The following is a 16736-nucleotide window of genomic DNA, read 5'->3' on the forward strand; positions in this document are numbered from 1 at the left end:
CTGTACGAGAACGGCACCCTCATCGCCACGAAGCTGCTCGACGCGAACTCTCCCAAGGCACAGCTGGCGACGGTCGACGTGTCGGGCAAGCCCAACGGCACCTTCGTGTACACCGGCGAGCTGAGCAACGCGAAGGGCACCACCGCGACCACCTCGGTCACGGTGAAGGTGAAGGATGCCGCCGCCGCGATCGGCGGCTGACCCTTCCGTCGCACAGCGCCCGGCCCCGCGAGGGGCCGGGCGCTGTGCCGTTCTCTTGCGATTCGGGCTACTTGAGGACCCGGCCACTCACCGCCAGCGTCAGGCGGCGCGGCATGACGCCGGCCGCCCACGCGCTGACCGCATTGGCGCGGCCGGAGACCACGCTCGGCGGCACGACGTCACGGTCGAGCTTGCGGAGGGTCAGCTCGACGACCTGCGCGGGCGTCTTGAACCGGCCGACCGCGGCATCGGCGCCGGTGACGTCGAAGAACTCGGTGCGCGTCGCACCGGGGCTCATCGCGATCACGCCCAGCCCCGACCCCTTCGTCTCGTATGCGAGGGCTTCGGTGAAGCTCAGCACGAAGGCCTTCGTCGCACCGTAGACCGCCATGTTCGGGCAGGGCTGGTAGGCGCCGGTGCTCGCGATGCCGATGAGCGCACCGCGGCCGTCGGCGACCATCTCGGGAAGCACCTCGCGTGTGATGGCCACGAGCGCCGAGACGTTGACCTGCACCATCTCGCCGATGCGCGCGGCATCCGCCTGTGCGAACGACCCCTTCATGCCGAACCCGGCGTTGCTGACGAGGCTCTGCACCCGGATGCCCCGCTCGTCGAGCTCGCGCCGAAGCACCGCGGCGGCGTCCGGCCGCGTGAGGTCGAGGGCGATCGGCGTCGCCCGCACGCCGTGATCACGGGCGAGGCGATCGGCGAGCTCGCGCAGCCGGTCCTCACGGCGCGCGACGAGCACGACGTCCGCGCCGCGCGCGGCGAACTGCGTCGCGTATTCGGCCCCCAGGCCCGAGCTCGCGCCGGTGATGAGCGCGGTGGTTCCGCGATAGTCCCTGGTCATGTCAGCAGGTTAGGCACCGACCGCGCTCGCGGATAGACCGCGGATGCTCTCCCCGCCCCGGCGGGTCGAGGCATCCATGGTCCTGCGGGTCAGGCGCCCTTGAGGCGCTCTGCGAGGTAGTCGTGCAGGGCGTCGAGCGGAACGCGCTCCTGGCCCATCGTGTCGCGGTCGCGCACGGTGACGGCGCGGTCGTCGAGCGAGTCGAAGTCGACCGTGACGCAGAACGGTGTGCCGATCTCGTCCTGGCGACGGTAGCGGCGGCCGATGGCGCCGGCGTCGTCGAAGTCGATGTTCCAGTCGCCGCGCAGTTGCTCCGCGACCTCACGGGCGATCGGCGAGAGCTGCTCGTTGCGCGACAGCGGGAGCACCGCGACCTTCACGGGCGCCAGGCGCGGGTCGAGCTTGAGCACCGTGCGGGTGTCGGTGCCGCCCTTCGCGTTCGGCGCCTCCTCCTCGTGGTACGCGTCGACGAGGAAGGCCATCATCGCGCGGGTGAGACCGAACGAGGGCTCGATGACGTACGGGATGTACTTCTCGCCCGAGGCCTGGTCGAAGTAGGTCAGCGACTGGCCCGACGCCTCCGAGTGCGAGGTCAGGTCGTAGTCTGTGCGGTTGGCGACGCCCATGAGCTCGCCCCACTCCTTGCCGGCGAAGCCGAAGCGGTACTCGACGTCGATGGTGCCGTCGGAGTAGTGGGCACGGTCCTCTTCGGGCACGTCGAACCGGCGCATGTTGTCGGGGTCGATGCCGAGGCCGATGAACCAGTCCCAGCACTCGTCGACCCAGTGCTCGAACCACTCCTGCGCGTCGGCGGGCGGCACGAAGTACTCGATCTCCATCTGCTCGAACTCGCGCGTGCGGAAGATGAAGTTTCCGGGGGTGATCTCGTTGCGGAACGCCTTGCCGACCTGGCCGATGCCGAACGGCGGCTTCTTGCGGCTCGCGGTGAGCACGTTCGAGAAGTTCACGAAGATGCCCTGCGCCGTCTCGGGGCGCAGGAAGTGCAGGCCCGACTCGTCGTCGACGACGCCGAGATAGGTCTTCACGAGGCCCGAGAACGCCTTGGGCTCGGTGTACTGGCCCTTCGTGCCGCAGTTGGGGCAGGGGATGTCGGCGAGGCCGTTCTCCGCCGGGCGGCCCTTGCGCGCCTCGAAGTCCTCGAGGAGGTTGTCTGCGCGGAAGCGCTTGTGGCACTGCAGGCACTCGACCAGCGGGTCGGTGAAGGTCGCGACGTGACCGGATGCCTCCCACACGCGCTTGGGCAGGATGATCGACGAGTCGAGGCCGACCATGTCGCCGCGGCCGCGCACGAACGTCTGCCACCACTGGCGACGGATGTTCTCCTTGAGCTCCGTGCCGAGGGGGCCGTAGTCCCATGCCGACCGGGATCCGCCGTAGATCTCACCCGCTTGGAACACGAACCCGCGGTGACGGGCGAGGGCGATGACTTTGTCGAGGCGAGACTGCTCGGCCACGGTGGCTCCAATGGTCGGGAGGGGATGCACGAGAGTGCGAGAAGCCGCTGACCGCGGCATCCGTCGATTCTAGTCGTGGTGTGCCGAGGGGCCGGCCTCGCCGTCCGCGCTCTTGAACGCGCGGTCCCACTCCTGCAGCTCCTTGCGGCGGCCGATGAGGCCGTCGAGCGACACCTGGAAGTGCAGCCCCCGGCGGGCGTTGACCTGCTTGATGTTCTCGACGAGCTCGGTCGAGAACGAGGTCAGCGCGGTGCGCACCTCGCGGACGCGGTCGACCGGGTCGTCCCACAGGTCGGGGTGCTGCAGGATGTCGAGCAGATAGTCGCGGTCGAGGGCCGCCGTGAGCTTGCGCAGCGTCTCGCCGTACTCGACGGCGGCCGTGGCGCGCTGCCCCTCCTCGCCCTTGCGGTCGAGGCGTTCGAAGAGCTCCGTCGTGTTGTTCGCGACGGTCACGATCTCGCTCGCGACCTCGGTCGCGTCGCGATTTCCGGATGCCCCGGCCGCCGCGTACTCGCCGCTCAGCGCCCGCAAGCGCCCGACGAGAGGGCGCACGGCGTCGGGAAGCGGCGCGTGGTGGCCGGGGGTGCCGCGGCGACCGCGCCGGCGGAGCACCGCCCAGAGCGCACCGCCCGCCGCGACGAGCACGACGAGACCCAGAGCGCCGCCGACGATGAGGCCGCCGTCGACGCCGCCGCTCGGCCCGGAGCCGGCAGGGGTGGCGGCGACCACGCGCTGCACGGTCTCAGTGAGCGCGGCATCCAAAGAACCCGCCGATGCCTCAGCCTCGTTCGCGATCCGCATCGCCTCGCCCTTGGGGAGCACGTTCGACCCGGCGACCAGATCCCCGCCCACCGCAACGATGACGGTGTCATAGGTCGGCGCCCCGGGGTCTGCCGGAGCGGCGAGGTCCCGCAGGATCTCGGTGCTCGAGCCCTCCAGCGCGGCGTTCGACGAGAAGACGGCGACGGCCACCGACGAGTCGCCGATCTGCTGATCCAGCTTCGCCTCGAGCGCCGCCGAGTCGGGAATCTCAGGCGAGACGTACACATTGCCCTGCGCGAGGGCTGTGGCCGCCTCGTCGATGTACCCCTCGGCGTCAGCGAGCGTCAGCATCCGTCCGCCGTTCAGAAGTTGTTGATCACGGACGCGAAGACGAGGTCGATCTTCGCGGCGTCGGACGCGTCGAACCACTGGCCGCCGGTCGCCTCGGCGATGCGCTGCAGCGCGCCGGTGTCGGCGCCTTCGCCGTACGCGATCGGGAAGATGCGCACCGGCGCCTCGTCGCCGCCCTCCTTGGAAGCGGCGCCGATCTTCGCGACGAGCGAGTCCAGCGAGATCTCGGAGTCGGTGTCCTGGCCGTCCGACAGCAGCACGATCGCGTTGATGCGCCCGGGCTGCGCCCGCGCGACCATCTCGTCGTAGGCCGCGGCGATCGCGTCGTACAGCGGCGTGCCGTCGCGGTGCGCGAAGCGCAGGTCGTCGAGCGATGAGTCCACGGACTCCCGGTCGCTCGCGAGCGGAGACACGTCGCGCAGCACGACGATGTTCTTCCCGGCCTCCGACTCGACGCCGGTGGTGAACGCCCACACGCCGACCTCGTCGGAGGAGCGGAAGTGGCCGAGGGTCGCCTGCGCGCCCTGGATCGCCCCGTCGAGCTTCGAGCGGCCGTCGCCGATCGCCTCGTCCATCGAGCCCGAGATGTCGATCACCTCGAGCACCGACGACGGCTTGCGGATCTGCGTCCACTGGTCGATCGCGGCCGACACCACGTCGACGGCCGGCTTCGGCAGCGTGACCGCAGGACCGGCGGGGTCGACGCCGTACTCGGCCGTGAAGAGGTCGCCCAGCGGCGCCGAGGCATCCAGCGGGCGGAAGCCGTACTCGGGCAGGATCTTCTGCGCCGCATCCGTCTGCAGGAAGGCCGCGAACGCCGCGCCCGCCTCGGCCTGCTCAGGCGTCACCCAGTCGGCGCCGAGCACGGTGATCGGGTTGTCGGACCACATCGAGCCGCCCGACGGGTACACCGCGACCAGCTTCTCCTTCGGCGGCGTCAGCGTTTCACCAGGCTGCACCGTGTGCGAGTCGGGGTTCCCCTGGTTGTAGTTGAGCAGCGAGGTCTCTTCGAGCGCCACCGCCGAGACGTACCCCGAGCCGCCGGCGCCGTTCTGGGTCTCGTCGTAGAGCCGCGTCAGCACCTTGCCGGTGGTGTCGCCGTAGTGGATGACGCACTCCTCGAACACGCGCGAGAACTCGGCCGCGGCGGCCACGTCGGCAGCGGTGAGGTCGGCGTTCTTGCCGGATGCCTCGTACGACTGCATCAGGATCGCCGAGAGCCCGGTCGTCGACGTGTTGGGATTCGTCTTCGAGATCTTGAACGAGCCCCACAGCGGCTTGCCGACGCTCGCCCAGCCCGCGGGGTCCTGGCAGAGCGCCTCGAAGTCGGCGATGCCGATCGGCGACGCCGGGTAGCCGAGCGCGTTCGCCATCGTCTCGGGCACGCCGAACACGACCGGCGTGTGCGTGAACGATTCGGGCTCGCCGACGAGGGAGGCGGATGCTGCGGCCGCGACGCGATCGGTCCACACCGTCGACGCGGGCGACCACATCGTGGGCCAGCGGCGCGTGTCGTCGTCGGGCCAGTCGCCGCCCGCCGTGAGGAACCGGGTCGCGTCGCCCGACGAGACGTTGATCGGATGCACGGTCGCGCATTCGGCGAGCTGCTCGTGCTGCGACGACTCCTTGAACGCGTCGGCCAGCGCGTCGAGCATGTTGACCTTCTCGGACGAGGTCGCCACGACGACGCTCGTGCAGCCGTCGTCGGCGAAGTCGCCGCCGCCCGACTCCTCGACCACGGGATCGGCGCCGAAGCAGCCGGTCAGCGCGATGGCCGAGGCGATCAGCACCGCCGCGCCCGTGAGCAGACGCGGTCGGATCCAGGCGAGGGGCGAGCTGTCGGCGGGCGAGCGCCGGCTTCGTGCGGGCATGGCAGAAGCCTAAGGCTCCCGGCCGCGGGCGCACAGACGAGCGGCACCTCCCCGGCCGCGCAGCCGCGGCATACCCTGGTCGCGTGGATCGGAGGTCGCGATGACCGAGCCCGCTCCGAGACGTCCCGGTCGCCTCTCACGGTGGCTCGCGGTCGCCCTGCTCGCGCTCCTCGCGCTGCCCGGGTGCACCGGCATGGCCCCGCACGAGGACGAGCTGTACGCCTCGGCGCGACAGGCGAACCTGCTCTTCAAGGAAGCCGTCGCCGCGCTGCTCGTCCACATCTCGGACGGCACCTGGCAGGTGCAGGAGTACGGGGACCTCCCCGTCGACTGCCGGGACGGCTACGCCTTCTCGCTGCACCGCACCACGTACGAGGGCTGGACGACCGACACCGACGCGCCGACGACGGCGGATCGCCTCGGCGAATGGCTGACCGCCCGAGGCTGGACGACGAGGCCACCCGCGCAGCACGCCGACGGTGAGGTCGTGGTCGAGGCGTCCGATCCCTCGCTGGACGTCGCGACGCTCACGATCGAGATCCGCGGCGGCGCGGGCAGGGCGGACGCGATCGGCGTGGGCGCCACGAGCACCTGCTTCAACGGCGATCCCGCGGAGCTGACCGCGATCCTCTACCCCGGGTGGCCCGACCATCCCGTCGCGCACTTGCCGCTGCCCGTCGGCGAGCTCGCCGGGGCGACGCCGATCTTCGGCTTCACCGAGGATGGTGAGCCGCGGTGACGTCGGGGGTCACACCTCCCGCAGCGCGTCGCGCCCGATCTCGGCGACGGAGGTGTGCCCCGAAAGCCCGAGGGTGATGTCGAGCTCGGCCAGCACGTTGCGCACCACCTCGCGCACGCCGGCCTCGCCCGCAACGCCGAGGCCGTAGGAGTAGGGACGCCCGAGCGCGACCGCCGTCGCGCCGAGAGCGAGCGCGATGAACACGTCGGAGCCCTGCCGCACGCCGGAGTCGAAGACGATCGGCACACGTCCGGCGACGCGCTCGGCGATCGTGGGCAGCACCTCGAGGGTCGGCACGGACTGGTCGATCTGACGCCCGCCGTGGTTCGAGATCCAGATACCGTCGACGCCGGCATCGAGCGCCCGGATCGCGTCGTCGGGATGCACGATGCCTTTCAGGATGATCGGCAGCGACGTCCACTGCCGGGCCTTCGACAGGTCGTCCCACGTGAGCGCCGGCGTCGAGAACACGTCGAGGAACGTCTCCACCGCAGCGCGCGGCAGCGGCGACCGCAGATTCTCGCGCACGCTGCTCGTGCCCGTGAGGGCTGCGCCCTTGCGCGCGATCCGCACCCCCGCCGCCACCGCTTGCGGGGTGACCTTGACCGGCGGCGGAGGCGGGGCGGCAGCATCCATCGCCGTTCCGGTCGCTGAGCCTGCCGAAGCGCGCTCGCGCACCAGCTGCTGGAAGACGGGGTCGCTCGTGTACTGCGCGATGCCCATCGCACGCGTGAACGGCAGGTACGCCAGGTCGAGATCGCGCGTGCGCCATCCGAGGAGGTGGGTGTCGAGCGTCACGACGACGGCTTCGCAACCGGATGCCTCGGCCCGGCCGAGCAGCGACGCGTTGAGCTCGTCGGACGCCGACCAGTACAGCTGAAACAGCCGCGAGCCGTCGGGCGCGGCATCGGCCACCGCCTCCATCGGGAAGGAGGCCTGGTTCGACAGCGTGTACGGGACGCCGAGCGAGGCCGCCGCCCGCGCCACCGCGAGGTCGGCGTCGGCGTGGGCCATCTCCATGACCCCGAGCGGGGCGAGCAGGAGCGGCGTGGGCCGCCGCACGCCGAAGAGGTCGATCGACAGGTCGCGCGACGACACGTCCCGCAGCGGCCGCGGCCACACCTGCCAGCGGCCGAAGGCGGCGCGGTTCGCGGCGACGGTGCGCTCCGCACCCGCTCCCCCGGCGATGTACGCGAACGCCTCGGCGCTCAGCGCCTTGCGTGCCACGGCCTCGAGGGCGTCGGTGTCGACCGGCACGCGAGGCCGGGTGCCGCTGATGCCGGCGCGGTAGATGTCGGACTGGGTCCAACGCGAGATGCCGCGCGACGCGGCGGCGGGGTCGTCGGGAGCGGCGCTGCGCTGAGCCATGCGGCCCAGCCTACGCACGACCGCGTGCGCGCCGAGCCCGCCGCCGACACGGTCCGTATACGCATCGGCGGCGGGGGTTTGGGAAAGCGCTCGCCGGGAACCCTAGGGCACCGGCCGCCGGCGGCGCAAGGTGTGCAGGTCAACTCGTAAAAACGTTTCACGAAGTTCTTGCCACTCGGCACGACGCCGTGCCAGACTGCGAGCGACCGAGTGCGGGAAACGCTTTCCGCGGTCGGGACAACAAATCGGACCGCGGCACCAGCGCGGTCCACACCGGACAGGGCTCGAGTCCGTACGCGCCCGGTTCACGACGACGGATGCCGCGATGCCGCGGCGTGCGCCGTCATCCTTTGCCGATGCTGACAACAGGAGGAACCGTGCCCCACGTGTCCGCACGCGCCGACGGCGCGACGCGACCCGCAGAACACGCCCCCGCGGCCCGCGCACCCCGCCGCGGGCTTCGACTCACCGCGATCGCCGGCGCCACCGCCGTGGTCGCGGCTCTCATCACCGCGACCCCCGCCGCGGCGTTGCTCCCCCCGGCCGACGACGGCGCCTGGCGCTTCGACTTCGGCACCGCGACGAGCGCCGTCGCCGAGGGCTGGCAGCAGGTGCGCACGACATCGCTCTACACCGCCGACGCCGGCTGGGGCATCACCGTGCCCGAGGGCGTGACGCTCTTCGACCGCGACCGCAGCACCGACGGCTCCCCCACCGGCCCGATGGAGGACGACTTCGTCGCCGGCACGAACTGGGGCTTCCAGCTCGACGGCCTGCCCGAGGGCGACTACGAGGTCACCGTGACCATCGGCGACGGCCTGAGCACGGCATCCGGCACCAACGCCACCGTGACCCTCGAGGGCGTCGCGCAGACCCGCATGACCTCGGCGCGCGGCCTCAACACGACCGCGACCTTCACCACTTCCGTCACCGACGGCCAGCTCACGGTGGGCTTCACCGGCTCGGGTCTCGGTGCCTACATCAACGGCCTGGTCGTCGCGCCGATCGTTCCCGACGCGCCGACGGGCCTCGCCACGACCCGCGTCGCCTGGAACGGCGTCGACCTCGCATGGACCGCCGTCGACGGCGCGACGACGTACCAGGTGCTGCGCGCGCCCGTCGCGAACGACACCGCCGGCGAGTTCGCGCAGATCGCCGAGACCACCGACCCCTCCTACAGCGACACCTCCGTCGCCGAGGGCGCTTCGTACGCCTACGCGGTCGTCGCCGTGGACGACGACGGCGTGGCCTCCGCCCCGTCGGCCGAGGTGCGGTCGGGCGTCATCCCCGAGCTCGTCGCGCCGGCCGCCCCGGCCGACCTCGCTGTGGCGCAGGTCACGCGCGACGCGGTCGTGCTCTCGTGGTCGGCCGTCGCGAACGGCGACGAGTACGTCGTCGAGCGCGCGGGCGCCGATGGCGTCTTCTCCGCGCTCGCGACCGTCACGACGCCGGGATACACGGATGCTGCCGACACGGCGCAGCAGTGGATCTACCGCGTCACCGCCCGCAACCAGGCGGGCTCCTCGCCGGCCTCGGCCGCCGTCACCTCGAACGTGTACACCGCTCCCGCACCGCTTCCCGCCGACGATGTCGTGACGTTCGACTTCGGCCCGGGCCAGGTGGCCGACGGCGCGCTGTCGGTGACGTCGGCGACGGCGTACAACCCGGAGTGGGGCTACGGATTCTCGACTGCGCCCACCTCGGCGACGCCCGATGTCGACCGCGGCGGCTCCGACGCGCTGCGCGGCGACTTCGTCGCCGCGGCCGGCTCGACCTTCGAGGTCGACCTCGGCGCCGGCGACTACTCCGTGCGCCTGGTCTCGGGCGACGCCCAGGCGGCGACCACGACCACCGTGACGGCCGAGAGCATCGCGAAGGTGCTGGCGAACCCGCAGGCCGCGGGCGCGTTCCTCGACATGTCGTTCACGATCGCCCTCGTCGACGGCACGCTGACGCTGCAGTTCGCAGGCGACGCGCCCGCCGTCAACGCACTGACGATCACGCGCCTGCCGGCACGTGTCGCCGGCGCCATCTCGACGGCGTTCCTCACCGGCGACTCGACCGTGCAGACCTACGACCCGATCGCGTACGCGCCGCAGGCCGGCTGGGGTCAGATGATCGACCGGTTCTTCGCCGACGACATCGCCTTCCAGAACAACGCCATCGGCGGCCGCTCGTCCAAGAACTTCATCACGCAGGGCCGTCTCGACGAGGTGCTGCGCAGCATCCGTCCCGGCGACTACCTCTTCGTGCAGTTCGGGCACAACGACGCCACCCAGGGTGTCGACGACCGCTACGCGAGCCCCGCGGACTACAAGGAGTATCTGCGGGTCTACGTCGACGGCGCGCGCCAGCGCGGCGCGACCCCGATCCTCGTCACGCCGGTCTCGCGGCGGAGCTTCGACGCGGCCACCGGCATCTTCAACGTGAGCTTCCCCGAGTACGTCGACAAGATGAAGGAGCTCGCCGCCGAGGAGGACGTGCTGCTGGTCGACCTGTCGGCATCCAGCCGCGCGTACCTGAACGAGATCGGGCCGGAGGCGGCGAAGGCCGTGTTCCTGCACGTCGATCCGGGCATCTTCGCGAACCGGCCCGCCGGCATCGTGGACGACACGCACTTCCAGGAGTACGGCGCGATCCAGATGGCGCGACTCATCGCGCAGGATGTCGCGCGACTGGACTCGCCGCTCGCGGCGAAGGTCTCCGACATCGCACCGCCCGCCGACGTTCCCGCGGCTCCGCAGAACGTCGTGGCCGGCGCGATCAGCAACGGCGGCGCGACGCTGCAGTGGGATGCCTCGCCGACGGCCGACATCTACAAGATCTACCGTCAGGCGGTGGCCGACACGGCCCCCGAGTGGACGCTCGTGGGCATGGTGACGCAGACGAGCTCGATCGTGCAGGGTCTCGCCGAGGGCACCGGCTACCGGTACCGCGTCGTCGCGGTGAACGGCCGCGGCGAGTCCGCGCCGAGCACCGCCGTGACCTTCACGACGAAGCAGGCGGTGTATAAGTACGACTTCCAGCTGGCGGGCAACCCCCTGATGGCGGGGTACACCGAGGTGAACCCGAACACGGCGTACACGGCCGAGCGCGGGTACGGCTTCCTCAACACCCTGGCCGCGAACGCCGGCCGTGACCGCGGCGCCGCGACGGGCTCGAACGACCTCGTGCGCGACTTCGTGCTCCCGGGCGACAGCTCGACCTTCGCCCTGGACGTCCCGAACGGCACCTACTCGGTGAAGACCTACTCGGGCGACTGGATCGGATCGACGCGCACGAGCTTCCGCATCGAAGGCAAGGAGGCGGGCACCGGCAACGCCGGCGCCGGCAGCGTCAACTCGACCCTGCGCGGACCGTACCTCGTCACCGACGGGCAGCTCAACGTCGAGGCGTACGGCGCCGCCGCGGGCACGCGCCTCAACGGCCTGGAGATCACGCCGATCCTCCTCGGGCCGGTGGGCCTCGAGGTCGTCGATGTGAACGCCGACCCGGCAGCGCCCAGCGTCTCGCTGGCGTGGGATGCCGAGCCCGGCCTCACCTGGAACGTCTACCGGAAGTCGCCGTTCGACGCCAAGCCGGTCCTCGTCGCGGCGGTGAGCGAGCCCGCATTCGTCGACACGACGGCTCGCGTCGGGCTCGACTACGCGTACCACGTGACCGCGGTCGACCAGACGAAGCTCGAGTCGGTGCCGTCGGCCACGGTCGAGGTCTCGTTCGTCGACGCCGACGTGACGCCGCCCGCGGCACCGTCGGGACTCGCGGTCGAGAGCATCGAGAAGCGCTCGGTGGAGTTCTCGTGGGCGCAGCCGCTGGGTGCGCTGTACTACCTGGTGTTCCGCTCCGAGGTCGAGGGCGAGCGCGGCGAGCTGATCGGCGTGGCCGACGCGAGCCGCTACACCGACACCGACGTGCTCACCACGATCCCGTACTTCTACACGGTGGTCGCGGTGAACGCGGGCGGCGCCGGCGCTGCGTCCGCGCAGCTCGGCACCGAGGCGGTGACGGTGCTGCAGCGGCAGGCCGAGTACCTCGATCGCGCCCCGGCGGCGGTGTCGACGGATGCCGGGAACCTGGTGTCGTGGCGCATGCTCGGCACCGATCCCGACAGCGTCGCGTTCCACGTCTACCGTGACGGGAAGCGGGTCACGACGGCGCCGATCACGGACTCGACCAACTATCTCGACGAGGCCGGGGGCGCAGCATCCGTCTACTTCATCACCAAGGTGCTGGACGGCGTGGAGACGACTGAGACGGAGTCCTTCGGCATGCAGACCGGTGCGTACCGGTCGGTGCCGCTCGACAAGCCGGCCGACGCCTACAGCAAGGACGGCCAGCCGTACACCTACTCCGCCAACGACACCAGCGTGGGCGACGTGGACGGCGACGGCCAGTACGAGCTGCTGGTGAAGTGGGACCCGTCCAACGCGAAGGACAACTCGCAGGCCGGGTACACCGGCAACGTGTACCTCGACGCCTACCGGCTCGACGGCACGCGGCTGTGGCGCATCGACCTGGGCGTGAACATCCGGGCCGGCGCGCACTACACGCAGTTCCAGGTGTACGACTACGACGGCGACGGACGTGCCGAGGTCATCATGAAGACCGGCGACGGCACGATCGACGGCGTCGGCCAGCCGATCGGCAACGCCGGCGCCGACTACCGCAACAGCTCGGGCTACGTGCTCACAGGCCCCGAGTACCTCACGGTGTTCAACGGCCTGACCGGCGCCGCGATCGACACGGTGGACTACGTGCCGGCCCGCGGTGACGTCGGAGCGTGGGGCGATGCCTACGGCAACCGCGTCGACCGGTTCCTGGCCGCGACGGCATACCTCGACGGCGAGCACCCGAGCGCGGTCTTCAGCCGTGGGTACTACACCCGCGCGGTGATGGCGGCGTACGACTTCGACGGCTCGAAGCTCACCCAGCGGTGGGTGCTCGACTCGAACGAGGACGGCAACGAGGGCTTCTACGGGATGGGCAACCACAATCTGTCGGTGGCCGACGTGGACGGCGACTCGAAGGACGAGATCGTCTACGGCTCGGCGACGGTCGACGACGACGGGCAGCTGCTCTACTCGACCGGCCTCGGCCACGGGGACGCGATCCACGTGTCGGACCTCGTGCCCTCGAACCCGGGCCTGGAGGTCTTCGCGGCCCACGAGGACATGGCCAACTCCGGCAACGTGGGCGCCACGATGCGCGACGCCCGCACCGGCGAGGTGCTGTGGTCGATCCCCGCGGTGAAGGACACCGGCCGCGCGGCGTCGGGCGACATCGATCCCCGCTACGAAGGGGCCGAGGGATGGGCCATCGGCGGCGACGCCGCGTGGAACTCTCCGGTCGGCCAGCTGAAGTCCTCCACGGGGGAGCTGATCGGCGAGAAGATCCCGGCGGCGAACTTCCTCGCGTGGTTCGACGGCGACCCGCTCCGCGAGATCGTCGACCACGAATGGAACGCGACCACGTCCCAGGGCGTGCCGACGATCGCCAAGTGGAACTGGGAGACCGAGTCCGCCGACGTGATCGTGAAGGGCGACGGCGCCCGGTCGAACAACTCTACGAAGGGAACGCCCAACCTGCAGGCCGACCTGTTCGGCGACTGGCGTGAGGAGATCGCGTGGCGCTCGGCGGACTCGAGCGAGCTGCGGATCTACTCGACCACCGACGAGACCGACCTGCGCATCCGCACGCTGATGCACGACCCGGTCTACCGCCTGTCGGTGGCATGGCAGAACACCGGCTACAACCAGCCGCCGCAGACGTCGTTCTTCCTGGGCGACGGCATGACCGAGCCGCCGGCACCGCGCATCGCCGTCACCGGCGACCCCTCGGGCGCGACGGACACCACGGCGCCGGTGCTGTCGGGGCTGCCCGCGGACGGCACGCTGCTGCCCAGCACGGGCACGTTCCCGGTGGGGGTGAGCGCGGACGACCCGGAGTCGGGCGTGCGCAACCTCGACATCGCGTTCGACGGCGCGCCGGTCGCACCAGGCCAGGTCATCGCTCTAGCCGACAAGGTGGGCGTGCACACGCTCACCGTCAACGCGGTGAACCACGACGGCCTCGTCACGGCCGCGTCGGTGCAGCTGCTGGTGTTCGACGACGAAGGCGCCACGGCCAAGCCCGGCCGCGGTGCGCTGTCGACGAACTCCGGCTGGGAGGACGGCCTGCACGACGGCACGTTCACGGTGTCGATGAACCTCTGGTCGGGGGTCAACGGCGCGGTGTACAAGCTGTACGAGAACGGCACCCTCATCGCCACGAAGCTGCTCGACGCGAACTCTCCCAAGGCACAGCTGGCGACGGTCGACGTGTCGGGCAAGCCCAACGGCACCTACGTGTACACCGGCGAGCTGAGCAACGCGAAGGGCACCACCGCGACCACCTCGGTCACGGTGAAGGTGAAGGATGCCGCACCCGCGGCGCCCGTCCTCTCCCACGACAACTGGGACAAGGACGGCAACTACACCGTCACCGCCAACCTGTGGTGGGGCACCAACGCCACCACCTACCGGCTGTTCGAGAACGGCACGGTGATCGACCAGCAGTCGCTCACCGCGGCCTCCCCGAACGCGCAGCAGGCGAAGACCGCCGTCGCGGGACGCGTCCCCGGCACGTACACCTACGTCGCCGAGTTCGCCAACGCCGCCGGAGCCACCAACTCCACAGCGATCACGGTCACCGTGAAGTAGCGGGACACCGCGAATGCGGCCGGTCGCCTTCGGGCGGCCGGCCGCTTCGCGTTGCCGGCCGCGTGACCCGGGGTCAGCCGCCGAAGCCGCACCAGGCGGCGACCCACGTCAGGATGCGCCCGCGCATCTCCTCGCCGACGAACAGCTCGACCGAACCGGACTCGCCCTCGAGCTCGACGGCCAGGTCGAAGATCGTGCCGCGCTTGTCCTCCTGGACGGCGTGCGGGTCGCATCGGAAGGGCACGATCGGGATCTGCACCACGATCGGCGCCACGTCCCCCTCGGCGACCTCGATGTCGAGCGTGTGAACCTCCTCCGAGGTGGCTCCGGCGAAGTCGATCAGGTTCGTGCGTCCGATGCCCTCGATCGTCACCGCCCCGTCGCCGGTCGGGCTGACCGTGAGCTCGAGCGCCGCAGGCGCGCCGGGTGCGGAGGGCTCGAAGCCGGTGAAGGCGAGGGCGGCAGCATCCGTCACCCTCTCGAGCAGGCACTCGCGGGCGTGGAGCTCCGCGAGGAACCCGAGGGGATCGGGAGCGGATGCCGTCACCTCGGTCGACGCGGCGTCACCGGTCAGCTCGAGCACGACGTGGGCCTCGCCGTGGTCGGGCGCGGTGCAGTCGACGGGCGGCAGCTGCACGCGGATGTCGACGGTGCCCCCGGGCGGCACGGTGCTGACGCGACCGGCGATCACGCGGATCGCGGGGCCGTCGAATCGCGCGTCTTCGACGCGGACCTCTCCGACCGTGAGCGGCGCATCGCCGCCGTTCTCGAGATGCACCTGGGCCTGGCGGCCGGCGACGTCCGAGCGCAGCTGCTGGAGCTCGACGGCGACTCCGGCGGGCAGCGTCAGCTCGGACTCGGGGCTCTCGGGCGACGCGGCGCACCCGGTCAGCGCCAGCGCACCCGCGAGCGCGACCACCCCGAGGCGGGGACGCGGTCGCGCCGGGGTCCGCATCGGCCTACCGCGTCAGCGTCTCGCGCGCGACGGTGAAGTCCTCGAGCGCCACCGGGTCGATGTCGACGCCCAGCCCGTGGCCGATCGGCACGCGTACGTGCCCGTCCTCGAGCACGGCGGGCTCGGTGACGATGTCGCGCGTGTAGAAGCGGCTCGAGGCCGAGACGTCGCCCGGCAGCGTGAAGCCCGGGAGCGCGGCGAGGGCCGCGTTGGCGGCACGGCCGATGCCGGTCTCGAGCATGCCGCCGCACCACACCGGCACGCCCGCCGAGAGGCACCGGTCGTGGATCTTCAGCGCCTCGAGATACCCGCCGACCCGACCGGCCTTGATGTTGATGACGGATGCCGAGCCCAGCGCGAGCGCGTCGGCCGCGGCCTTGTCGGACACGATGGACTCGTCGAGGCAGACGGGGGTGCGGAGGCGGCGAGCGAGCGTCGCGTGGTCGACGAGGTCGTCCTCCTGCAGCGGCTGCTCGATGAGGAGCAGGTCGAAGCGGTCGAGCTCGGCGAGGGTGTCGGCATCCGCCATCGTGAAGGCGGAGTTCGCGTCGACCTGCAGCGGGATCGCACCGAACGCATCGCGCACGGCGGCCGTGTCGCCGACATCGCGGCCGGGTTTGATCTTGATCTTGATGCGCACGTAGCCCTCGTCGAGATAGTCGCGCACGGTCTCGACGAGCGCGGCGGGATCGCGCTGGATGCCGACCGACACCCCGCTCGGCACACGGTCGCGCACGGCCCCGGCGTACTCGGCGAAGCTGCGCCCCTCTGCGCGCAGCGCCGCATCGAGCACGGCGAGCTCGAGTCCGGCCTTGGCCATGCGATGGCCCTTGAAGGGCTCGAGCACACCCGCGACCTCCTCGGGCGCGAGGCGCTCCCGGTCGAGGAGTGCCGGCGCGAGGAAGCGCAGCGCGACGTCCCACGCGCCCTGCGTGTACTCGCTCGAGTACAGCGGATCGGCCTGCGTGACGACTTCGCCCCAGCCGTCGCCGTCAGCGGTGAGCGCCCGCACGACGATGACCTCGCGCACCGTCTCGGTGCCGAACGATGTGGTGAACGGAGCGACGAGCGGCAGGTGCAGCACTCGCAGCTCGAATCCTTCGAGGGTGACGGATGCCGCCGGCCGGGCGATGGGCATGCGCTCAGCGTACGCCCGGCCGGCGACGGAGCGAGGCGGTCAGTGCGCGAAGCGCGCGGCCTGGACGTCTCGGAGGACCGGGACGTACGTGGACCGGGCGACCCGCGGCCGCCGACGACGCGGTTCTGCCGGCGCCGTGTGGTGCGCCGTTCCCCGCAGCGCGTCGCTCATAGCGACGATCAGGGTCTCGATGTGCTCGCGCATGATTCCTCCTCGTTCCCCTGAGAAGAGCCCGCGGTGCCGCCGGTGATACGTCTGTCTATCTGTCCGTCACGCTACGCCCGGGGTCCGACATCGGCCCCGGCGCCGGCCTGCGAAACACGGGGAT

Annotated in this window: 10 protein-coding genes and 1 pseudogene; 3 read left to right on the forward strand and 8 right to left on the reverse strand. The window is 71.1% G+C overall.

Annotation, left to right across the window (positions count from 1 at the left end; all coding sequences use genetic code 11):
* Positions 1 to 201 (forward strand): annotated as a pseudogene (locus ACLBXX_RS04770) (hypothetical protein); the annotation flags it as partial.
* Positions 202 to 268: 67 nt separating this feature from the next.
* Here the strand turns inward: ACLBXX_RS04770 and ACLBXX_RS04775 are convergent.
* The 4 genes from ACLBXX_RS04775 to ACLBXX_RS04790 form a co-directional block, all read right to left on the reverse strand.
* Positions 269 to 1051, reverse strand: coding sequence for an SDR family NAD(P)-dependent oxidoreductase (locus ACLBXX_RS04775; RefSeq protein WP_447657045.1), 783 nt, complete (start codon positions 1049 to 1051; stop codon positions 269 to 271).
* Between the two features lie 89 nt (positions 1052 to 1140).
* Complete coding sequence (locus ACLBXX_RS04780) at positions 1141 to 2526, reverse strand: glycine--tRNA ligase (protein WP_447657046.1); 1386 nt, start codon at positions 2524 to 2526, stop codon at positions 1141 to 1143.
* A gap of 69 nt (positions 2527 to 2595) precedes the next feature.
* The gene (locus ACLBXX_RS04785; RefSeq protein ID WP_447657047.1) at positions 2596 to 3639 is read right to left on the reverse strand and encodes a hypothetical protein; all 1044 of its coding nucleotides are present in this window, start codon (positions 3637 to 3639) and stop codon (positions 2596 to 2598) included.
* 11 nt (positions 3640 to 3650) lie between these two features.
* Complete coding sequence (locus ACLBXX_RS04790) at positions 3651 to 5510, reverse strand: substrate-binding domain-containing protein (RefSeq protein WP_447657048.1); 1860 nt, start codon at positions 5508 to 5510, stop codon at positions 3651 to 3653.
* 100 nt (positions 5511 to 5610) lie between these two features.
* On the opposite strand from ACLBXX_RS04790, the gene ACLBXX_RS04795 reads away from it, so the two are divergent.
* Positions 5611 to 6249 carry a hypothetical protein gene (locus ACLBXX_RS04795; protein WP_447657049.1) on the forward strand — a complete coding sequence of 213 codons (639 nt, stop codon included), beginning with the start codon at positions 5611 to 5613 and terminating at the stop codon, positions 6247 to 6249.
* Between the two features lie 9 nt (positions 6250 to 6258).
* Here the strand turns inward: ACLBXX_RS04795 and ACLBXX_RS04800 are convergent, their stop codons facing one another.
* A complete protein-coding gene (locus tag ACLBXX_RS04800; protein ID WP_447657050.1) occupies positions 6259 to 7617 on the reverse strand; it encodes an alpha-hydroxy-acid oxidizing protein in 1359 nt (452 codons plus the stop codon).
* A gap of 386 nt (positions 7618 to 8003) precedes the next feature.
* Here ACLBXX_RS04800 and ACLBXX_RS04805 point away from each other — a divergent pair, with 386 nt between their 5' ends.
* Positions 8004 to 14315 (forward strand): rhamnogalacturonan lyase family protein, encoded by a 6312-nt coding sequence (locus ACLBXX_RS04805; protein WP_447657189.1) that lies wholly within the window; start codon positions 8004 to 8006, stop codon positions 14313 to 14315.
* A gap of 73 nt (positions 14316 to 14388) precedes the next feature.
* On the opposite strand, the gene ACLBXX_RS04810 is transcribed toward ACLBXX_RS04805, so the two are convergent.
* From ACLBXX_RS04810 to ACLBXX_RS04820, 3 genes are read right to left on the reverse strand one after another with little or no spacing between them, the layout of a single operon-like run.
* Entirely contained in the window at positions 14389 to 15270 is an 882-nt protein-coding gene (locus ACLBXX_RS04810) for a hypothetical protein (RefSeq protein ID WP_447657051.1), read from the reverse strand.
* A gap of 4 nt (positions 15271 to 15274) precedes the next feature.
* Positions 15275 to 16408: an o-succinylbenzoate synthase gene (gene menC / locus ACLBXX_RS04815; protein ID WP_447657052.1), complete on the reverse strand. Its 1134-nt coding sequence runs from the start codon at positions 16406 to 16408 to the stop codon at positions 15275 to 15277.
* Positions 16409 to 16447: 39 nt separating this feature from the next.
* Positions 16448 to 16612 (reverse strand): hypothetical protein, encoded by a 165-nt coding sequence (locus ACLBXX_RS04820; protein WP_447657053.1) that lies wholly within the window; start codon positions 16610 to 16612, stop codon positions 16448 to 16450.
* Positions 16613 to 16736: the final 124 nt, after the last annotated feature.

This window comes from Microbacterium sp. C23T (genome assembly GCF_053345975.1).

What these genes read in the sequence shown, in the direction of transcription:
- ACLBXX_RS04775 (WP_447657045.1), bottom strand. Translation starts at nt 1,051, where the DNA reads ATGACCAGGGACTATCGCGGAACCACCGCGCTCATCACCGGCGCGAGC.
- ACLBXX_RS04785 (WP_447657047.1), bottom strand. Translation starts at nt 3,639, where the DNA reads ATGCTGACGCTCGCTGACGCCGAGGGGTACATCGACGAGGCGGCCACA.
- ACLBXX_RS04790 (WP_447657048.1), bottom strand. Translation starts at nt 5,510, where the DNA reads ATGCCCGCACGAAGCCGGCGCTCGCCCGCCGACAGCTCGCCCCTCGCC.
- ACLBXX_RS04795 (WP_447657049.1), top strand. Translation starts at nt 5,611, where the DNA reads ATGACCGAGCCCGCTCCGAGACGTCCCGGTCGCCTCTCACGGTGGCTC.
- ACLBXX_RS04800 (WP_447657050.1), bottom strand. Translation starts at nt 7,617, where the DNA reads ATGGCTCAGCGCAGCGCCGCTCCCGACGACCCCGCCGCCGCGTCGCGC.
- ACLBXX_RS04810 (WP_447657051.1), bottom strand. Translation starts at nt 15,270, where the DNA reads ATGCGGACCCCGGCGCGACCGCGTCCCCGCCTCGGGGTGGTCGCGCTC.
- menC (WP_447657052.1), bottom strand. Translation starts at nt 16,408, where the DNA reads ATGCCCATCGCCCGGCCGGCGGCATCCGTCACCCTCGAAGGATTCGAG.
- ACLBXX_RS04820 (WP_447657053.1), bottom strand. Translation starts at nt 16,612, where the DNA reads ATGCGCGAGCACATCGAGACCCTGATCGTCGCTATGAGCGACGCGCTG.